The organism is Acinetobacter nematophilus, from assembly GCF_026344175.1.
GTDB lineage: Bacteria > Pseudomonadota > Gammaproteobacteria > Pseudomonadales > Moraxellaceae > Acinetobacter > Acinetobacter nematophilus.
Genome location: NZ_JAPKMY010000009.1, coordinates 23,506 through 39,490 on the forward strand (window position 1 = coordinate 23,506; position 15,985 = coordinate 39,490).

The window sequence follows — 15,985 nt, forward strand, 5'->3', positions numbered from 1 at the left end:
ATTAACCTAAATATGACAATACTGATTGTCATAAATATTGATAAGATCAACAACCCTGTCTATGATGCTTAAAACATAAGCGGATTATTTCAGCAATGACAACAACAATCAAAACCATCATCATCACTGGTGCAAATACAGGGATTGGGCTCGCAACTGCAGAAACATTTGTCAGAGAAGGTCATCACGTTATTCTTGCCTGTCGTAATCCAGAAAAAGCTCAAACAGCTCAACAATACTTACAATCATTTGGCACAGGTCAAGTCGATCATATTACCCTTGATTTGAATAGTCTGGAGCAAATCAATGCAGCAGCGAATGAAATTATATCCAAATATTCCAAAATAGATATATTGGTAAATAATGCAGGTATGATGACACCGCAGCTTGAAGCAACGGAAGATGGATTTGAAAAGCAGATCGGTGTGAATTTTCTCGGTCCATTCTTATGGACACTTAAACTACTTCCGCATGTTCAAAAGTCAGAACAAGGGCGCATCATCAATTTAGCGTCTATGATGCATGTACTGGGCAATATCAAACCTGAAATTTTTAAAGCTGATCAAATTAAAAAATACAATGGTGTGTTGAGTTACGCAAACAGCAAACTTGCTAATTTATTATTCAGCAATATGCTTGCTCAACAGCTACAAGGAACCAATGTCACCAGCAATGCACTACATCCCGGTGGTGTTGACTCAGAAATTTATCGCCAACTGCCGAAATGGCAATATACCATCATCAAGCTCGGACTTATTCCCCCTTCAAAGCCTGCTGAATTAATCAAAAAAATGGCTTTTGATCCATCATGGTCAAAACGTAATGGTGAATATGTGAGTTTACAAACGCCTGCTTTTCGTTCAGCAAAAGCGAAAAATATGCAACTTGCTCAAAAACTGTATGATGTCTCTTATAATCTTGTAAAAGATTATCTGTAATTTTGGGTTTTTATAAAAGTCTGTTGACATTTCATCTAAGCATCTATGAAGTGTTAACAGGCTCTAATTAAATAAATATACAGGAATTCACCATGACCACTCAAATTCCACAATACCGAGCAGATAGTCTTGGTCTAGGTTATGAACAACTGACTTTAAATTTTCCTGATGATTATGAAGGGAAAGTTACCGCAACTTTAGTTCGCAAGCAAACATCTCGATCCACACAGAAAGCTGTACTGTATATTCACGGCTTTATTGACTATTTCTTTCAAACAGAGATGGCCGAACAATTCAACCAACATGGTTATGACTTTTATGCGCTTGATTTAAGAAAATATGGTCGCTCTCATCTGCCCCATCAAAAATATTACTACGTCCTTAATCTAAATGAATATGATGAAGAAATTACTCAAGCATTAGAAATAATTGGGCAAGAGGGTCATACAGAGATTGTCTTGGCAGGACATTCTACAGGTGGACTGATTGCAACCTTGTATGCCGCACATAATCCAGAACATCCGCTTCTTCATACTTTATGGTGTAATAGTCCATTTTATGATTTCAATATGCCCTCTTGGAAAAAGAAATTAGCGTTACCAAGACTCAGTGCATTGGGTAAACACTTACCCAATTTAAAATTTCCAAGTGAATTAAATAAATGGTACGTCACGAGTTTACATCAAGATTTACAGGGCGAATGGAACTTTAGTTTAGAGTGGAAAAAGAAAACTTATCCAAAAGTGTATTTAAGCTTTGTCCATGCGATTTTTGAAGCACAAAAAGAAATTCATCAGGGTGTAAAACTCAATATACCGAGCCTAATTATGCATTCGCATAAAACCACCTATCCCAAAAAATTCAATCAGGATGCACAATCCACAGATGTCATTTTACAAGTAAAAGACATCATCAAATATGCCAACAAAATTCAGGGCGATGTGAACGTGATGACGATACAGAACGGTTTACATGATTTAGTTTTATCTGCACCACCAGTAAGAGCACAAGTCTATCAACAACTTTTTGCATGGCTCGCACAAAAAACATAACTAATCTGAATGGGTTCAATCAACCATTTTGTATCATTATGCACTCAGATCTTGCCAATCAATGCTCATCTTTATATTTCATGAGCATCTGATGGGCTGGGTGCCCGACGGGTGTTAACTCGATCAAGCGCTCAACAGCATCTATTGCCTCGGGGAAGTGTGCTAAGTGTTTCAATAATACATCTGTTTCATTTGCCTTAAAGATCGCTTCACTCAATCGTGATTCCAGACAATCTCGCCATGCAGATAAAAAGGGACTTTCTGTCTTCGCTAAAAACACACCTTTGCATAATTTTAATGCAGATTCAATATAGCCTGCATCCAATGCATTTTCAGCCTGCAAGAAGTCAGCTTCAACATGAGCCAGCAGTCGATACGGTCGCGATCCTAACATCCCCCCTAAAATATCACGCAGTTGAGACATTTCTGCTTTCAATGTGCCCACACTGACTTTACGTTCACCATATAAGGCTTGATGTAAATTTTCTAAATTCATTCCCTGAGGGCATAGCGCGAGTATAGTCAAAATCTCGATTTGACGTGGCGTCAAGACCACAATCTTACCGTTGAATAAAACTTGCGGCACAGCAAAAGCGCGAATGAATAAATGTTGTTGCTGGAATTCAAGTAATGCGGATTGAATAATTGAAGCGCAACGTTCAGCAGCCAGTAAACCTAAACTGTTGTGATAGTTCCATGTTGTTGAAAGATCAATCACCCCTAAAACTTGCTTGGAATATGGATCGATAATCGGTGATGCATAGCATACCCAATCATGCACAGAAGACATAAAATGTTCATTGGAAAAAACACAGCTCGATTGCTGGGTTTTTAATGAAAGCGCCAAAGCATTCGTTCCAACCAAATCCTCTCGCCACTGCCCACCCGCAATAAAATGCACACGTTCTGCTGCATTACGCATTTGACCACTTGCAGCTGACCATATGATTGTACTACCGATATCTCCCACAGCAGCCACCATTGCAGATTGTTCCGCAATATGCGTCAATTCATCACTGCAATGTTCAATCGCTCTTTCCAATACAGTTTTACGATCTTGCTTAACACTCATCAAAGGTGCAGCTTCTCGATCTTTAGGGATTGCAGCTGAATTGGAACGCTGCCATGAACTCAAAATACTCTGTCCCAGTTGATCAGCATGTTTTAATGACAAACTACTACTTTGACGTAACTGTTCAATTAAACTTCGTTTATGTGCTAACTCTTGTTGGCTTAACATACGCTACATTCCTCTGTAATTTGTCCAAAAATACCTATTCCCTACTGTTATTTTTATCCAACGGAACTGCTTATAAATCACTCTAGCACACTATCAACTTTACATTCACTTTGGTCAACACAACTCATACCAAAGCGTTAGAATAAAATCTTTTTTTGTCAATATTTAGCTGCTTTTCAACAAACAAGAAAATACTTTCAAAAATTAAATCATAGCGCAAATATCCCGGTATTTTCATCCAACCTTTCTCCTACCTTTGACTCTCTATGCTCAAGCTATCATGTAAACAATCACTGTTGATACATGCAATATCCAGTAAATCATGAAAGATCATGAAAATAAGTAAAGGGATACTCTTATGCGTTATGTCGATCCAAATCAACCTGGTTCAAAGGTTCAGTTTAAAGCTCAATATGAAAACTTTATTGATGGCAAATGGGTAGCGCCTGTCAAAGGCCAATACTTTGACAATATCTCACCCGTTGACGGTAAAGCTTTTACTAAAATTCCACGATCTTCTGCTGAAGATATCGAACTTGCCTTAGATGCTGCGCATAAAGCGAAAGCATCATGGAACAAAGCCTCTCCAACAACACGTTCTAATTTGCTATTAAAAATTGCAGATCGTCTAGAACAAAATTTAGAGTTACTGGCAGTTGCTGAAACATGGGAAAATGGTAAACCAATTCGCGAAACACTTGCTGCGGATATTCCTTTGGCCATTGACCACTTCCGCTATTTTGCAGGGTGTTTACGTGCTCAGGAAGGAGGCATATCCGAGATTGATGAAGATACGATTGCCTATCATTTTCACGAGCCTTTAGGGGTAGTAGGCCAAATTATTCCATGGAATTTCCCTATTCTCATGGCTGCATGGAAGCTTGCACCTGCCCTTGCAGCAGGTAACTGTGTGGTTTTAAAACCTGCTGAACAAACGCCATCAAGTATTTTAGTCGTTGCTGAACTGATCCAAGACATTCTACCGCCAGGGGTACTGAATATCGTCAATGGTTATGGTGTTGAAGTAGGTCGCCCACTCGCAACCAATCCACGCATTGCTAAAATTGCATTTACAGGTTCGACAGCTGTTGGACAGATGATTATGCAATATGCAACCGAAAATATTATTCCTGTTACGCTTGAACTTGGCGGTAAATCTCCAAACCTTTTCTTTGAAGATGTGATGGATAAAGATGATGACTATTTAGACAAAGCACTTGAAGGTTTTGCAATGTTTGCATTGAACCAAGGTGAAGTGTGTACTTGTCCATCTCGTGCACTGGTTCAGGAAAGTATCGCCGATAAATTCTTGGAGTTGGCGGTAGAACGGGTAAAACGCATCAAGACGGGTCACCCTCTCGATACAGATACCATGATTGGAGCGCAAGCTTCTGAAGAGCAACACAATAAAATTCTGGGTTGTATCGCGACTGGTCGTGCTGAAGGTGCGCAACTGCTTACAGGCGGTAGCGATCGCCAAGAAGTTGGGCAAGGTTTCTATATTGAACCAACGATTTTTAAAGGCGACAACAGCATGAAAATTTTCCAAGAAGAAATTTTTGGACCAGTCTTGTCTGTCGCAACGTTTAAAGATTATGATGAAGCAATCAAAATTGCCAACGATACGATGTATGGTTTAGGTGCCGGTGTATGGTCACGTTCTGCACATACATCTTACCGCGCGGGTCGCGCGATTGAAGCTGGTCGTGTATGGACCAACTGTTACCATATCTACCCTGCGCATGCAGCATTTGGTGGTTATAAAAAGTCAGGTATTGGTCGTGAAAATCACAAGATGATGTTAGATCACTATCAGCAGACCAAAAATTTATTGGTCAGCTACTCAACAAAAGCAATGGGCTTCTTCTAAGTTCTTACTTGATTTTAATCCATAAAAAGCGAACTACGGTTCGCTTTTTTGCTTGAATGATTTAAATGTTTAAGTATGGTTTTATCTTTAATAACCCGTTCAGATTTTTATTCTACTATAGGATTTAACCAGACATCTTCATAGCCATGTTTATCAATAATAACGTGAAAGCCTTGTTCAAGCGCCAAATAAGGTAAAATTTTAGGTAGGTATTCTTGTAGATGGGATACATGCATCGCTTGATAAAAATCAGATGCTGAAGAATATTCTCCACAATGGATGAACCAAGATACATTTTCTTCTTTTTCGAGATAGATACGGACTGCATAAATTGGTTGTTGACCTAAACTTTGCATGGCAAAAGCCACCATTTCCCTGCCATCAAGCGGGATATATTTTGAATTATATTTTTCACAAATTTGCTTTTGTAAATCTTCCAAATGCATCGATCAAAACCCATAACACCCAATATCAACACTCACTGTTTTACCAATAAAAACAATCAGTTCATGATAGATTTATTCAGCAGTTTACCTATATTTCCGCCACAATATTTTTATGACTTCAAAACTATAGCCGAGTGTAGCTCTTAAATTCAACATCAACAACATGGTTAGAAATACAAGCCAAAACATGGCTATTCGCTGTGCATAAAAGCTCTGATCCCACAGCAGTTTATATCTATTCAAAGTTAAATATAGAACTATAAACAACCCATAAAAGAACAATTGAAAGTAGATTTTATGACTGAACTTCTTTTCCACGATATCGCTCAATGCTAAAGACATGAAAAATGCAGAAAATGCGGTAAAAAATAGAAAACCTAGTACCCACAAGACCTCAAAACTTTTGATCGAACCAATTGCCCACAAACACAGATTGGCAACAACGAGGCAAAATATAAACGCTTTTTTGGGTTGTTCTAGTAATTTATAGAATAATTGAGCCATCATATTTTCTACCTGTTTTGCGAAACATCCAAAGAGATTGTTACTTTCAATAACGCCTTAAACTGTTTGTGCAATATCAATAAATGCCTGTGCAATTGGAGTGATCTGCTTTTTATTCTTTACAGCCAAACCTATGGATCGCTTTATGTTGGGAGACAACGGCATTTTTTGTACATTGGGGAAAAGGGTCATCAAATCCTTGTTCAATGCCATATCTGCCACAATGGATACGCCAGCATTATTATTTACCATATTAATGATGGTTAAAATTTGCGAAAAATAGCTTTTAATTTTTGGACTTAAATTTGCTTTTCTAAACATCTCTGTCACATGATTCTGGCTACCCGCTGAAGTCATCAAAAAAGGATATTCGACCAATTCATTTAATCTCACAGCACTGTGTTGGGCCAATGGGTTAGACTTGGGAATAAGTGCAATAAAAATATCCTCAATGACAGGAAAAGTATCAAAACGCTCTTCTGGCAATACCACAAAGCCTACATCGATTGTGCGGTCATGAATCCATTGTGAAATGTCTTTGTCTGTGCCCTCTTTGATAAAGACTTCAATATTGGGAAACTGGAAACTGAATTTTTCCAGTATCAAGGGAATGAGTACATTAGAAGAAGATGCACCAAAAGACCCAATTCTCAATGTGCCTGAATGAAAACCATGTATATCAGAGATTTCTTGCTTTAAAAGATTTGAAATATTGAGAATTTCTTTGACATGCACCAAAAGCCTGATTCCAACTTCAGTCAGCTCAACTTCATTATGATTGCGATAAAACAGAGTAACAGCCCATTCTTGCTCCAGGCCTTTGATTGCATGGGAAATTGCAGACTGGGTGATGTGCAAACATTGTGCAGCCACCGTAAAACTTTTTTGTTCAGCCAGCATGGCAAAGATGCTGAGTTGAGTAAATGTCATGGCGACTCTATCCATGAGTAAAAACTCATTTTACCATGAATAGGCATAAGTCATATTCTTTATCTTAAGTTATACAAGCCTCGCTTAAACACGTCCCAAAATTACTCGTTTGACCAATTTTGTATAGAGCATTCATCATGTTGCAAATGATTCAAATTCTGTTTCCATCTATTGCATTAATTGGTTTGGGTTTTTATCTATTCCAATCTGGCATGCTTGATGAAAAATTCTGGAATGGTGCAGAAAAGCTCAATTACTATATTTTATTTCCAGCCTTGTTATTTAGCGCTCTGGCCAATGCTGATATGAATATGGGACATCTGCACAGTATTCTGGGCATGATTTTTTTAGTGATGGTGCTGATCGTTGGCAGTGTCTATCTTTTTGCAGGATTAACGCAAGCACCCGCAGCACAGATTGGTGTATACATGCAAAGCTTGATTCGTTTTAATACCTACTTAGGATTATCTATTGCGACAAGTCTGGACAATCCGGAAATCAAAAGTATATTGGTCAACATTCTTGCGATCGCAATTCCTGCGGTCAATGTAATTTCCATTCTTTCATTAAGCCCTAAAAATCAGTTAAACATTAAAGCTATCTTTTTTTCTTTGATTAAAAATCCATTGATTAGCTCATGCATTCTTGGCATGGCATTTAACTTACTGCATATTCCAATTTGGTCAGGTTTTACAAATTTACTCAGCGCCTTTTCCAGCAGTAGTCTAATGCTAGGGCTGTTATGTGTGGGAACCGCAATACAATTTACAACGCTCAAGCATTATCTGAAAAAATCACTGGTGATTAGCCTAATCAGATTACTGCTTATTCCACTCCTCGCATTTATCATGATGCAATTATTTGCTTTAGATGCCTCAGCAGTGGTTGCCATCATGATTTTCTTTTCAATTCCAACCGCGTCATCCGCTTATATTTTAACCAAATTATTAAATGGCGATTACCAACTGATGGCGGCAACCATCAGTATGCAAACTGTATTGTCTGTATTTACTCTAGCGCTGATTCTTGGATTGTTACAACATTTTTATTATTGAAGCTTGAATCATGGATGAGAAATGTTGCTCAAGTAAATATTGAAAATAAACTTGTCACGTGTACAAGATATTCTGAAATCTGCTGAATAAATGATAAAAAGTGCAGTGGCTATATAACGACACCCTTTATCATACATCCAAACGGTCTTGTTACTTCGTCAATAACGATACATTTATCAATCATAAAAATCATCTCATGATTTATTCAATTCCATTTCCACAAAATGCAGATGATCCACCCCCCAAAACATTTCATTGCCTACAAACCACGTGGGTGCACCAAACACACCTCGTTCAATCGCCTCTTCAGTCATCTGCTTTAACTGCAGTTTAACTTGATCATCGGATAGCCAGATTTGCATCTGTTCGGCACTAAAGCCAAGTGATTCAATCAAGCTCGTTAATATATCCATATCATTTAAATTTTGCGGATGCCCAAACATAGCATCAAACAAAGCATTCAGTACTGTTAAAAAACATTCAGGGCGATAAAGCTGAACCGCGGTAATTATTCGCATCAAATTCAGCGTATTTATAGGAAAATATGGATTCATTTGGATTGAAATATCCCATAAATTTGACCAACGCTGCATATCAACCATTGAATAGCGGGCTTTGGCAGGGACAGTCATGGGACTATTATTTCCAGTTGCTTTAAATACCCCGCCGAGTAATATGGGTTTCCAAACCATTTGTGCTTGATGCTGTTTTGCAATTTTCTGAATCTGATAAAAACCAAGATAGCTGTATGGGCTTCCTAGATCAAAATAAAATTCAATCTGTTTCATATTCTGTCATCCTCTAGCCAACTCGGCTTATTATTCTAAAAATCTCTGAATTAAACTTTCTTTTAGAAAGTTACTTACCATTTCTCAATCCAAGGTCTTAAATCCAATTCATGGGTCCATGAGTCTCTTGGTTGCTGGGCAATATGCCAATAATTCTCTGCGATATGTTCTGGATTCAAGATACCATCCTGATCTCTCTTTTCATAAATTTGCGGGAAAGAATTTTTAATAAAGTCAGTATCGATTGCACCGTCTACTACAACATGTGCCACATGAATATTATGCGGACCCAGCTCACGAGCCATACTTTGTGAAAGTGCCCGAAGGGCATGCTTTGCCCCAGCAAATGCTGAAAAATATGCAGCTCCTCGCAACCCTGCAGTTGCACCGGTAAATATAATGGTTCCTTGTTGTCGTGTGACCATACGCTTCGCAACTTCACGCCCAGTTAAAAAAGCCGCAAAACATGCCATTTCCCAAATTTTAAAATATTTACGTGCTGTTTCTTCGAGAATACTGCATGGTACATTTGCCCCAATATTAAAAACCAGAACTTCGATTTTTCCAATATTATTTTCAATATCTTCAATCAATTGAACAACCTGTTCCTCTTTGCGAGCGTCTGAGGCAAAGCCATATGCACGACCACCAGTTGCTTCAATCTCTTCAATCAAGGATGTTAGTTTTTCAGCATTACGGCGTGTCATACAGCTGATATACCCTCCCTGAGCAAAGCGCTTGGCTATTGCTCCTCCTGTTGCATCTCCAGCACCAATGACCAATGCAACTTTATTATTGTGTCCTTGAATATCACCCTGCATAATCTCATCCCTTTACATAACGATCGTTATTATAACGATTACTATGTTATAGTTTTAAAACAAGGTCAAGAAAAGATTGATGTAAAATTATGCGATACCAGTCTGGATATAAAGCAGAAAAAAGGAAGCAACTTCTTGAAGTTAGTGGGCAACTCGCTAAAAAGAATGGCTTTGCTGCAACCGGTATAGACGGATTCATGAAAGCTGCAGGCGTAACGAGCGGAGCATTCTATTCACACTTTTCGTCTAAACAGGATTTATTCAAGGCACTTGTGGAAAATGAGCTCAAAGACAGTATTGCAAAATGGCAAAACAATCCATACGACCAAGCAGAACAATGGCTAGAGTTCGAACTAAATCGATACCTCTCAGTTTCGCATGTCGAGCATGCTGAGTATGGTTGTATATTACCTGCTTTAGCCACTGAAATTTCCCGTTCAGACCAAGATATTAAACAGCTCTATCAAAAAGAATTACAACGCGGGCATGCGTTATTTTCTAAACATTTAGCCAGTGATGAAAAAGCTTGGGCTGTTTTATGTCAATTGGTCGGTGCGATTCTTATGGCGCGTAGCATTGCGGATGAAGAGATCAAGTTGATCATTTTAGAATCGAGTAAAAAAATGATACAGGCAATGTTGCAAATTAAAGCATAAACCGCGTGTTCAAGGATGTATAAACTGGTATAAATAGCATTACGCTTACTTAATCCACTGTCAAATTATGGCTACTTCTAACACAACGCTTCCCAAAACGATTTATGCCATCCAACATTTAGCGTTTGAAGATCTAGGAACTCTCGAAGATACTTTTTATGAACTCGGTTATCGTGTGCGTTATTTTGAAGCAGGCGTTGATAATTTAAAACCCGCATTTGAGTTTGAAGGACTAACCATTATTCTAGGTGGACCGATTGGGGTTTATGAGACTGAAGATTATCCTTTCTTAAATGATGAAATTAGGTATCTTGAACAACGTATCGCTAGAAACCTCCCGACTATTGGAATTTGTTTAGGTGCTCAATTAATTGCGCATGCACTCGGGGCAAAAGTGTATCCAGGACATCAAAAAGAAATTGGATGGAGCAGGTTAAAACTGAGTTTGGTAAAGAACAATCCATTATTACCGCTAGCTAATCAGGAAGTTCTACACTGGCATGGGGATAGTTTTGACTTACCCGTCTCTGCTGAATTACTTGCAAGCTCATCGGTGTATACCAATCAAGCTTTCAGAGTTGGGCAAAATATTCTTGCCTTACAATTTCATCTGGAAGTTGCTGCGGAATACATGGAAAAATGGTTGATTGGCCATACCAGTGAACTGCGTCAAGCAGGTATAAATATTCCTCAATTGCGAGCAGATAATAAAACTTATGCCCCTCACTTAGAATTACAAGCGCCTCTTGTTATTGAGCATTACCTCAAAAACTTTGATCAATAATTTCCTTGATTAATTTAGGCAAATATTAGGATTAACAATATTTGCCTCAAATAAATGACTCACCTTTAATCAATATTAAAACCTTTGAATGTGCAACCATAAAGAATGTCTAATTTGTGCGTAATAGATAACATATTAAATACATTGCGCCGAATTGATGGTTTTATAATTTATACTTCATAACTTATATCCATGTAGCAATGAAAAAATTACTAATTGGAGCATCTTTGCTCACCACGATGCTGATTTCAGCTTGTTCAACACCTGAAGTAAAAAAAACACCGGAACCTCAATCTCTTGGCATGACAAATCCTGCCAGCGTTTACTGTAATAAAGTGGGCGGTACATCAATCGTCAAGAAAGATTCACGTGGTAATGAAGTTGGATATTGTCGTTTAGCCGATGGCAAAGTCGTAGAAGAATGGGAGTTATTTAGAAGTGCACAGCAAGAAGACCCAAAAGTACAGTCATAACAAACGGTAAATGCATGCCTAACGTTTTAATGCCATGACAATATCTTGTTGTAATGGCATTATTTTTCTTATCCCTATGATATTTCAGTTGTGATTATCTCAATAAGGAAATGAAATTCTTGAAGGGATTAAAAATATAATTTTCAATTGATTTTTACTTTTATACATCTTCTACATAACAAAAGTGCTAGAAAATATATAATTTTTTCCAAAGATAAAATCTAAAAACTCTGATGCTAAAACATAAGCTTAAATAAAAGAACGCACTATTGCTAAAATAAACTTACAAATTCTGCGTTGTTTTTAGCTCAGATACCACGTAAACCCAGTGTAAGAGTAGATTTAATGATCATATTCATATGCACTTAACATCTTTCGCTTAGATTTCATTAGATCTAGAATTAATGTAAAATATTGTTATTGATTATCATTATCAATTAAACCTTATTATACTTGCCACGCGAGGAATGTCTCATGAGCAATATCCTACTCAAAGTTATTTTGATCATATCTTTTCTTATTGCCTTGCTCGGTATCCTTGTTGGACTTTATCTGTCTGATCTCATCATCTTATCTGTCGGGATTCTAGCGATTGTAGCAACTGTATTAGCATTTTTAGAACTTAGAAAGAATCGCTACAACCCTTTTCATTAGATGTTCAATATATCTATTCAATAAAAATGATTTTATTTCTCATCTTCCCTGCGCTTTATATACCAAGATTTTAAAAAACCACTCGAAAGTGGTTTCAATGCTCGATTATTTGATTGCCTGCGCATAACGATCACTGACTTTTTTCCAATTCACGACAGTCCAAAATGCTTTGGTATAATCTGCCCTGCGGTTTTGATATTTTAAATAATAAGCATGTTCCCATACATCCAATCCCAATAATGGTGTTCCTTTTACTTCCGTAACATCCATCAAAGGATTATCTTGGTTGGCTGTAGAACTCACGGCCAATTTACCACTCGGTTGCACAATCAACCAAGCCCAACCTGAACCGAATCTTCCTGTTGCAGCCTCATTAAATTTAGTCTGAAAATTTTCAAAAGAGCCGAAATCTTTTTTTATTTGTTTTAATAATTTCGTCGAAGGCTTTCCTGAAGATTCAGTGGGAGATAAGCTTTCCCAAAAAAATGTATGATTAAAATGCCCACCAGCATTGTTACGCACTGCTGTATTGTATTTTGAAATTTGAGCTTGAACAGCCTCTATACTGAGCTGATCCAGATCAGGATAATTCTTAATTTGCGCATTTAAATTATCAACATAAGCTTTGTGATGTTTACCATAGTGAATTTCCATGGTGGTTACATCTATTGCAGGCTCCAATGCGTTCGCACTATAAGGTAACGGTAATTGCTTAAACTCAGCATTTGCTGAGAAACTGAATCCTAGAATAACCGCAAGCACTGCCATTTTTAACTTCATATTCATTGGATTAACACCTTAAATGATAATTAAAATCATTTACAAAATATAATCCTTTCCATTTCCTGTCAAATCGAAAAGCAAATTCCTGATCAAAGCAAACTTCAGGATTCGCGATGAGGATCAAGGTTTGATTCAAGCTTCCCGCTCACCTGTGATTTATAATTGATCCCATTGTGTCATCACACCATATAAGTGTGCCATCCCCATCACAAAACAAATACCTGATGAAATTAGCCAAAACTTCATCGAATTTTCAGGGAAATAGGATTTTAATAAGGGAAATGCCAAAGCACGCGTAATCAATACCATTGAAATTGCAATCAATATCCATTTAGTGAATGGAAATACCCCCAACATCCCAGCACCAGAAAGTGCAAAAACGGACCATGAAAAAAGAATAAAAGCGATCAAAATGGTCACCAAAATAGGTTGAATTTTACCTGCTTCAAATTCACGTGCTAAACGTTCACCCGCTCCTAAAAACCGAAAAGCTGATCCACCAATAGCAATACAAGCCAAGTGCGCGATTGCAGCTGCAGCATCAAATAATGCAGCGATCATTAAAATATCGTTTGCCTGACTGAACATTGACGATCTTCCTTTTCATTTTTAATTGATTTCAAAAAATGATGAATAAAAACCAAACACTAAACTTTCTATTTAAAAATAGATATTGCTATAACAATCTAATACAAAATCAATAAATTCATCCAGATTTTGAAAATTATGCATAAGAGATTTATTTTGCAGTAAATTTTTACTAAACCCCAATAAACACGACATTTAAAATTTTGTTTTCCAGCTGATGCTGTATAAAGTTATATTGAAAAAAAACCAACTTGCTAAAGTTGGTATGCGCAATATCTTATTTTAATGATCAGATATTATAAATATGCAAGTCCATTGCGCCATGCCATATTAACTCAATTCCTGTATGAAGAATAATTATAAAAACTCAGCTAAAAATGAAAATAATTCATTTGGTTATTTCAACTATGCCTGATTATTGATTGAATGAACAAATAATATTTGCGTAGAGCGTTTCTGAAATAGAATGCTGTTGAACGACTATTTTTTATGGCTCATTCGCACAGCTCTTTAAAAAGAATAGAATCATCAAAGTTTTATTGAAATGGCTTGAAATCTTATGCTGGTAATTGACCTTGCAAAGCATTGTATAAATCGTCACGTCGCAATATTCAAAAGCGCATGAAACAGTTCTGATTTTGAGTCAAGTATTTTGATATTGAATTTTTTAAAAATAATCAGATTATTTATTCGAGGAACTTAAAATGGCTTACATCAAACTCTGTCAATGTAAGCCAGTGTTGATCATTATTTGCTTGCTGGAATTGAAGCTTCAGTGGTGATATTTACTGTAATTTTATCACCCACATTTGGCACATATGCGCCTACACCAAATGCTGAACGATTAAACGAAGTTGTCGCATTAAAACCAATAGACTGTGCTTTGGTCATTGGATGCTCACCTTGCTTATTTAAAACTGCGTCTAATACCACAGGTTTAGTCACATCTTTCACGGTAAGATTACCTGTGATTTTGTATTTATTTTTACCTAAAGCTTGAACTTTGGTACTTTTAAAAGTGATGTTTGGATATTTTTCAGCATCAAAAAAATCAGGGTTTTTTAAATGTTCATCCAATGCTTTTACGTTGGTATTTAAACTTGATAATGGAATAGTCACGTTGACAGATGAGTCGGCAGGTTTTGCATTGTCTACCGAAATTGTTCCCTGAATGTCACTAAAATTTGCTGAAGGGGTTGAAAAACCGAAGTGATTCCACGTAAAAACTGTCGCTGTATGCGTTGGATCAATTTTGTAATCAACTGGTTTTGCAACACTTAAAGTTGCAACTGAAGCTACCGCCAAAGCTAATGTTAATGCTTTAAAGTTCATATTGTTAATCTCGCTATCGAATGACTATTATTCTATACGCTTCAAATACAAATTCACTGTTATTGATAATACGATATGTTGCATATATGCAACGATTCAAATGATTCTCTCGCGAAGCATAACCTTGAATCTTATATTCACAATTAATGCTTTGTTTTATCGAAATTTAATAAGAAAATGACATTTCAAACGATCAAAAATCCACATCTCGATTAAGTTGCTAAAATCCATAAAGAAATAAATTGCACTGGATCATGAGGTGAAAATTTTATATTTATAGATCATGATTTTTATATGATGAATAATTTTATGGCGAACATTGCTCAAGCTCACAGCACACAAACTCCCTATCAGGTCACCTTAACCAACCCTCAAGGGCATATCTGGTATGCCGATGAGCCGAATGATAAAGGAGGACAGGATACTGCAGCAAATCCCATTCAAATTCTCTTATCTGCTTTGGGCGCATGTACAGTCATCACATTGGAAATGTATGCCAAGCATAAAGGGTTGAAAATTGAACATGTCCAACTTGATTTAGCATTAAATCCAGAAAATGAACCTGCAGCCGGTCAAAACAATATTAGGCGAACAATTCAACTCAAAGGCGATTTCACTGAAGAGCAACATAAACGTTTACTTAAAGTTGCTGAAAGCTGCCCTGTACATAAACTATTAACCTCGAATATCCAGATTAAGACTGTGCTCGACCTTGATCAACATCCTCTAAAAGAGGATTAAACAAGATGTCTTATTAAGTCACCTCAAAGTTAAAACTTTTGTCTCTGATCTGTATTTAGATTGATTTATTTTCATCCATATCAAACAAAAGCCCCTTTCGGGGCTTTTTAATTTTAGAGCTTTTCAACCAAAACACGATCAACCTGTTTTAAGCCAGAATGCTTTTCATGGTTCTTGCGTCGAATCTTGATGATTTTGTCTTCTTGAAAGTCCTGTAACAGCAACTCAACTGCAACCATAGACTCAAGTGGCAGATCCTGTCCGATCCATTTTTGCTCACCTGCATCCATCAAGGTGATTTCATCACTAATCTGCTCATAAAGGCTCATA

At 37.1% G+C, this 15,985-nt stretch carries 18 protein-coding genes; 9 read left to right on the plus strand and 9 right to left on the minus strand.

Features of this window, described 5'->3' with window-relative positions; genetic code table 11:
* The first annotated feature begins 95 nt into the window (after positions 1-95).
* Both OSH00_RS15185 and OSH00_RS15190 read left to right on the plus strand, forming a co-directional pair.
* A complete protein-coding gene (locus OSH00_RS15185) occupies positions 96-938 on the plus strand; it encodes an SDR family NAD(P)-dependent oxidoreductase (protein WP_266131147.1) in 843 nt (280 codons plus the stop codon).
* A 92-nt stretch (positions 939-1,030) separates the two neighbouring features.
* Positions 1,031-1,990, plus strand: a complete 960-nt coding sequence (locus tag OSH00_RS15190) for an alpha/beta hydrolase (RefSeq protein ID WP_266131148.1) — start codon at positions 1,031-1,033, stop codon at positions 1,988-1,990.
* A gap of 58 nt (positions 1,991-2,048) precedes the next feature.
* Here the strand turns inward: OSH00_RS15190 and OSH00_RS15195 are convergent, their stop codons facing one another.
* The gene (locus OSH00_RS15195; protein WP_266131149.1) at positions 2,049-3,230 is read right to left on the minus strand and encodes a sigma-54-dependent transcriptional regulator family protein; all 1,182 of its coding nucleotides are present in this window, start codon (positions 3,228-3,230) and stop codon (positions 2,049-2,051) included.
* Positions 3,231-3,588: 358 nt separating this feature from the next.
* Between OSH00_RS15195 and exaC the strand changes: the two genes are divergently transcribed.
* Positions 3,589-5,100 (plus strand): acetaldehyde dehydrogenase ExaC, encoded by a 1,512-nt coding sequence (gene exaC / locus OSH00_RS15200; protein ID WP_196077602.1) that lies wholly within the window; start codon positions 3,589-3,591, stop codon positions 5,098-5,100.
* 107 nt (positions 5,101-5,207) lie between these two features.
* On the opposite strand, the gene OSH00_RS15205 is transcribed toward exaC, so the two are convergent.
* Both OSH00_RS15205 and OSH00_RS15210 read right to left on the minus strand, forming a co-directional pair.
* Positions 5,208-5,546 carry an immunity protein Imm33 domain-containing protein gene (locus OSH00_RS15205; RefSeq protein WP_266131150.1) on the minus strand — a complete coding sequence of 113 codons (339 nt, stop codon included), beginning with the start codon at positions 5,544-5,546 and terminating at the stop codon, positions 5,208-5,210.
* Positions 5,547-6,107: 561 nt separating this feature from the next.
* Positions 6,108-6,980, minus strand: coding sequence for a LysR family transcriptional regulator (locus tag OSH00_RS15210; protein ID WP_266131261.1), 873 nt, complete (start codon positions 6,978-6,980; stop codon positions 6,108-6,110).
* 137 nt (positions 6,981-7,117) lie between these two features.
* On the opposite strand from OSH00_RS15210, the gene OSH00_RS15215 reads away from it, so the two are divergent.
* The gene (locus OSH00_RS15215) at positions 7,118-8,035 is read left to right on the plus strand and encodes an AEC family transporter (RefSeq protein ID WP_266131151.1); all 918 of its coding nucleotides are present in this window, start codon (positions 7,118-7,120) and stop codon (positions 8,033-8,035) included.
* Positions 8,036-8,229: 194 nt separating this feature from the next.
* Here the strand turns inward: OSH00_RS15215 and OSH00_RS15220 are convergent, their stop codons facing one another.
* Together OSH00_RS15220 and OSH00_RS15225 are read right to left on the minus strand one after the other, a co-directional pair.
* Positions 8,230-8,823, minus strand: a complete 594-nt coding sequence (locus OSH00_RS15220) for a 2-hydroxychromene-2-carboxylate isomerase (protein WP_266131152.1) — start codon at positions 8,821-8,823, stop codon at positions 8,230-8,232.
* 74 nt (positions 8,824-8,897) lie between these two features.
* The gene (locus OSH00_RS15225) at positions 8,898-9,644 is read right to left on the minus strand and encodes an SDR family oxidoreductase (protein ID WP_266131153.1); all 747 of its coding nucleotides are present in this window, start codon (positions 9,642-9,644) and stop codon (positions 8,898-8,900) included.
* 89 nt (positions 9,645-9,733) lie between these two features.
* Here OSH00_RS15225 and OSH00_RS15230 point away from each other — a divergent pair, with 89 nt between their 5' ends.
* The 4 genes from OSH00_RS15230 to OSH00_RS15245 all read left to right on the plus strand — a co-directional run bounded on the left by OSH00_RS15230 (position 9,734) and on the right by OSH00_RS15245 (position 12,211).
* Positions 9,734-10,300, plus strand: coding sequence for a TetR/AcrR family transcriptional regulator (locus OSH00_RS15230; protein ID WP_266131154.1), 567 nt, complete (start codon positions 9,734-9,736; stop codon positions 10,298-10,300).
* Between the two features lie 67 nt (positions 10,301-10,367).
* Positions 10,368-11,084, plus strand: a complete 717-nt coding sequence (locus tag OSH00_RS15235; protein ID WP_266131155.1) for a glutamine amidotransferase — start codon at positions 10,368-10,370, stop codon at positions 11,082-11,084.
* Between the two features lie 200 nt (positions 11,085-11,284).
* Positions 11,285-11,557 carry a putative hemolysin gene (locus OSH00_RS15240; RefSeq protein ID WP_266131156.1) on the plus strand — a complete coding sequence of 91 codons (273 nt, stop codon included), beginning with the start codon at positions 11,285-11,287 and terminating at the stop codon, positions 11,555-11,557.
* A gap of 474 nt (positions 11,558-12,031) precedes the next feature.
* Complete coding sequence (locus tag OSH00_RS15245) at positions 12,032-12,211, plus strand: hypothetical protein (RefSeq protein WP_266131157.1); 180 nt, start codon at positions 12,032-12,034, stop codon at positions 12,209-12,211.
* A gap of 105 nt (positions 12,212-12,316) precedes the next feature.
* On the opposite strand, the gene OSH00_RS15250 is transcribed toward OSH00_RS15245, so the two are convergent.
* From OSH00_RS15250 to OSH00_RS15260, 3 genes are all read right to left on the minus strand, one after another.
* Positions 12,317-12,997, minus strand: coding sequence for a superoxide dismutase (locus OSH00_RS15250; protein ID WP_277613844.1), 681 nt, complete (start codon positions 12,995-12,997; stop codon positions 12,317-12,319).
* A gap of 153 nt (positions 12,998-13,150) precedes the next feature.
* Positions 13,151-13,582, minus strand: coding sequence for a hypothetical protein (locus OSH00_RS15255; protein ID WP_266131158.1), 432 nt, complete (start codon positions 13,580-13,582; stop codon positions 13,151-13,153).
* Between the two features lie 747 nt (positions 13,583-14,329).
* Positions 14,330-14,914: a YceI family protein gene (locus OSH00_RS15260; protein ID WP_266131159.1), complete on the minus strand. Its 585-nt coding sequence runs from the start codon at positions 14,912-14,914 to the stop codon at positions 14,330-14,332.
* 309 nt (positions 14,915-15,223) lie between these two features.
* Between OSH00_RS15260 and OSH00_RS15265 the strand changes: the two genes are divergently transcribed.
* The gene (locus OSH00_RS15265) at positions 15,224-15,655 is read left to right on the plus strand and encodes an OsmC family protein (RefSeq protein ID WP_266131160.1); all 432 of its coding nucleotides are present in this window, start codon (positions 15,224-15,226) and stop codon (positions 15,653-15,655) included.
* A 113-nt stretch (positions 15,656-15,768) separates the two neighbouring features.
* Here OSH00_RS15265 and OSH00_RS15270 read toward each other — a convergent pair whose 3' ends face one another.
* Complete coding sequence (locus tag OSH00_RS15270; protein WP_004824308.1) at positions 15,769-15,984, minus strand: hypothetical protein; 216 nt, start codon at positions 15,982-15,984, stop codon at positions 15,769-15,771.
* Position 15,985 lies beyond the last annotated feature (1 nt).

Bases quoted from the DNA above. Each gene is read 5' to 3' on its own strand.
- OSH00_RS15265 (WP_266131160.1), top strand. From the start codon at position 15,224: ATGGCGAACATTGCTCAAGCTCACAGCACACAAACTCCCTATCAGGTC.
- OSH00_RS15245 (WP_266131157.1), top strand. From the start codon at position 12,032: ATGAGCAATATCCTACTCAAAGTTATTTTGATCATATCTTTTCTTATT.
- OSH00_RS15250 (WP_277613844.1), bottom strand. From the start codon at position 12,997: ATGAATATGAAGTTAAAAATGGCAGTGCTTGCGGTTATTCTAGGATTC.
- exaC (WP_196077602.1), top strand. From the start codon at position 3,589: ATGCGTTATGTCGATCCAAATCAACCTGGTTCAAAGGTTCAGTTTAAA.
- OSH00_RS15270 (WP_004824308.1), bottom strand. From the start codon at position 15,984: ATGAGCCTTTATGAGCAGATTAGTGATGAAATCACCTTGATGGATGCA.
- OSH00_RS15185 (WP_266131147.1), top strand. From the start codon at position 96: ATGACAACAACAATCAAAACCATCATCATCACTGGTGCAAATACAGGG.
- OSH00_RS15225 (WP_266131153.1), bottom strand. From the start codon at position 9,644: ATGCAGGGTGATATTCAAGGACACAATAATAAAGTTGCATTGGTCATT.
- OSH00_RS15215 (WP_266131151.1), top strand. From the start codon at position 7,118: ATGTTGCAAATGATTCAAATTCTGTTTCCATCTATTGCATTAATTGGT.
- OSH00_RS15195 (WP_266131149.1), bottom strand. From the start codon at position 3,230: ATGTTAAGCCAACAAGAGTTAGCACATAAACGAAGTTTAATTGAACAG.
- OSH00_RS15220 (WP_266131152.1), bottom strand. From the start codon at position 8,823: ATGAAACAGATTGAATTTTATTTTGATCTAGGAAGCCCATACAGCTAT.
- OSH00_RS15260 (WP_266131159.1), bottom strand. From the start codon at position 14,914: ATGAACTTTAAAGCATTAACATTAGCTTTGGCGGTAGCTTCAGTTGCA.
- OSH00_RS15240 (WP_266131156.1), top strand. From the start codon at position 11,285: ATGAAAAAATTACTAATTGGAGCATCTTTGCTCACCACGATGCTGATT.
- OSH00_RS15205 (WP_266131150.1), bottom strand. From the start codon at position 5,546: ATGCATTTGGAAGATTTACAAAAGCAAATTTGTGAAAAATATAATTCA.
- OSH00_RS15255 (WP_266131158.1), bottom strand. From the start codon at position 13,582: ATGTTCAGTCAGGCAAACGATATTTTAATGATCGCTGCATTATTTGAT.
- OSH00_RS15230 (WP_266131154.1), top strand. From the start codon at position 9,734: ATGCGATACCAGTCTGGATATAAAGCAGAAAAAAGGAAGCAACTTCTT.
- OSH00_RS15210 (WP_266131261.1), bottom strand. From the start codon at position 6,980: ATGACATTTACTCAACTCAGCATCTTTGCCATGCTGGCTGAACAAAAA.
- OSH00_RS15235 (WP_266131155.1), top strand. From the start codon at position 10,368: ATGGCTACTTCTAACACAACGCTTCCCAAAACGATTTATGCCATCCAA.
- OSH00_RS15190 (WP_266131148.1), top strand. From the start codon at position 1,031: ATGACCACTCAAATTCCACAATACCGAGCAGATAGTCTTGGTCTAGGT.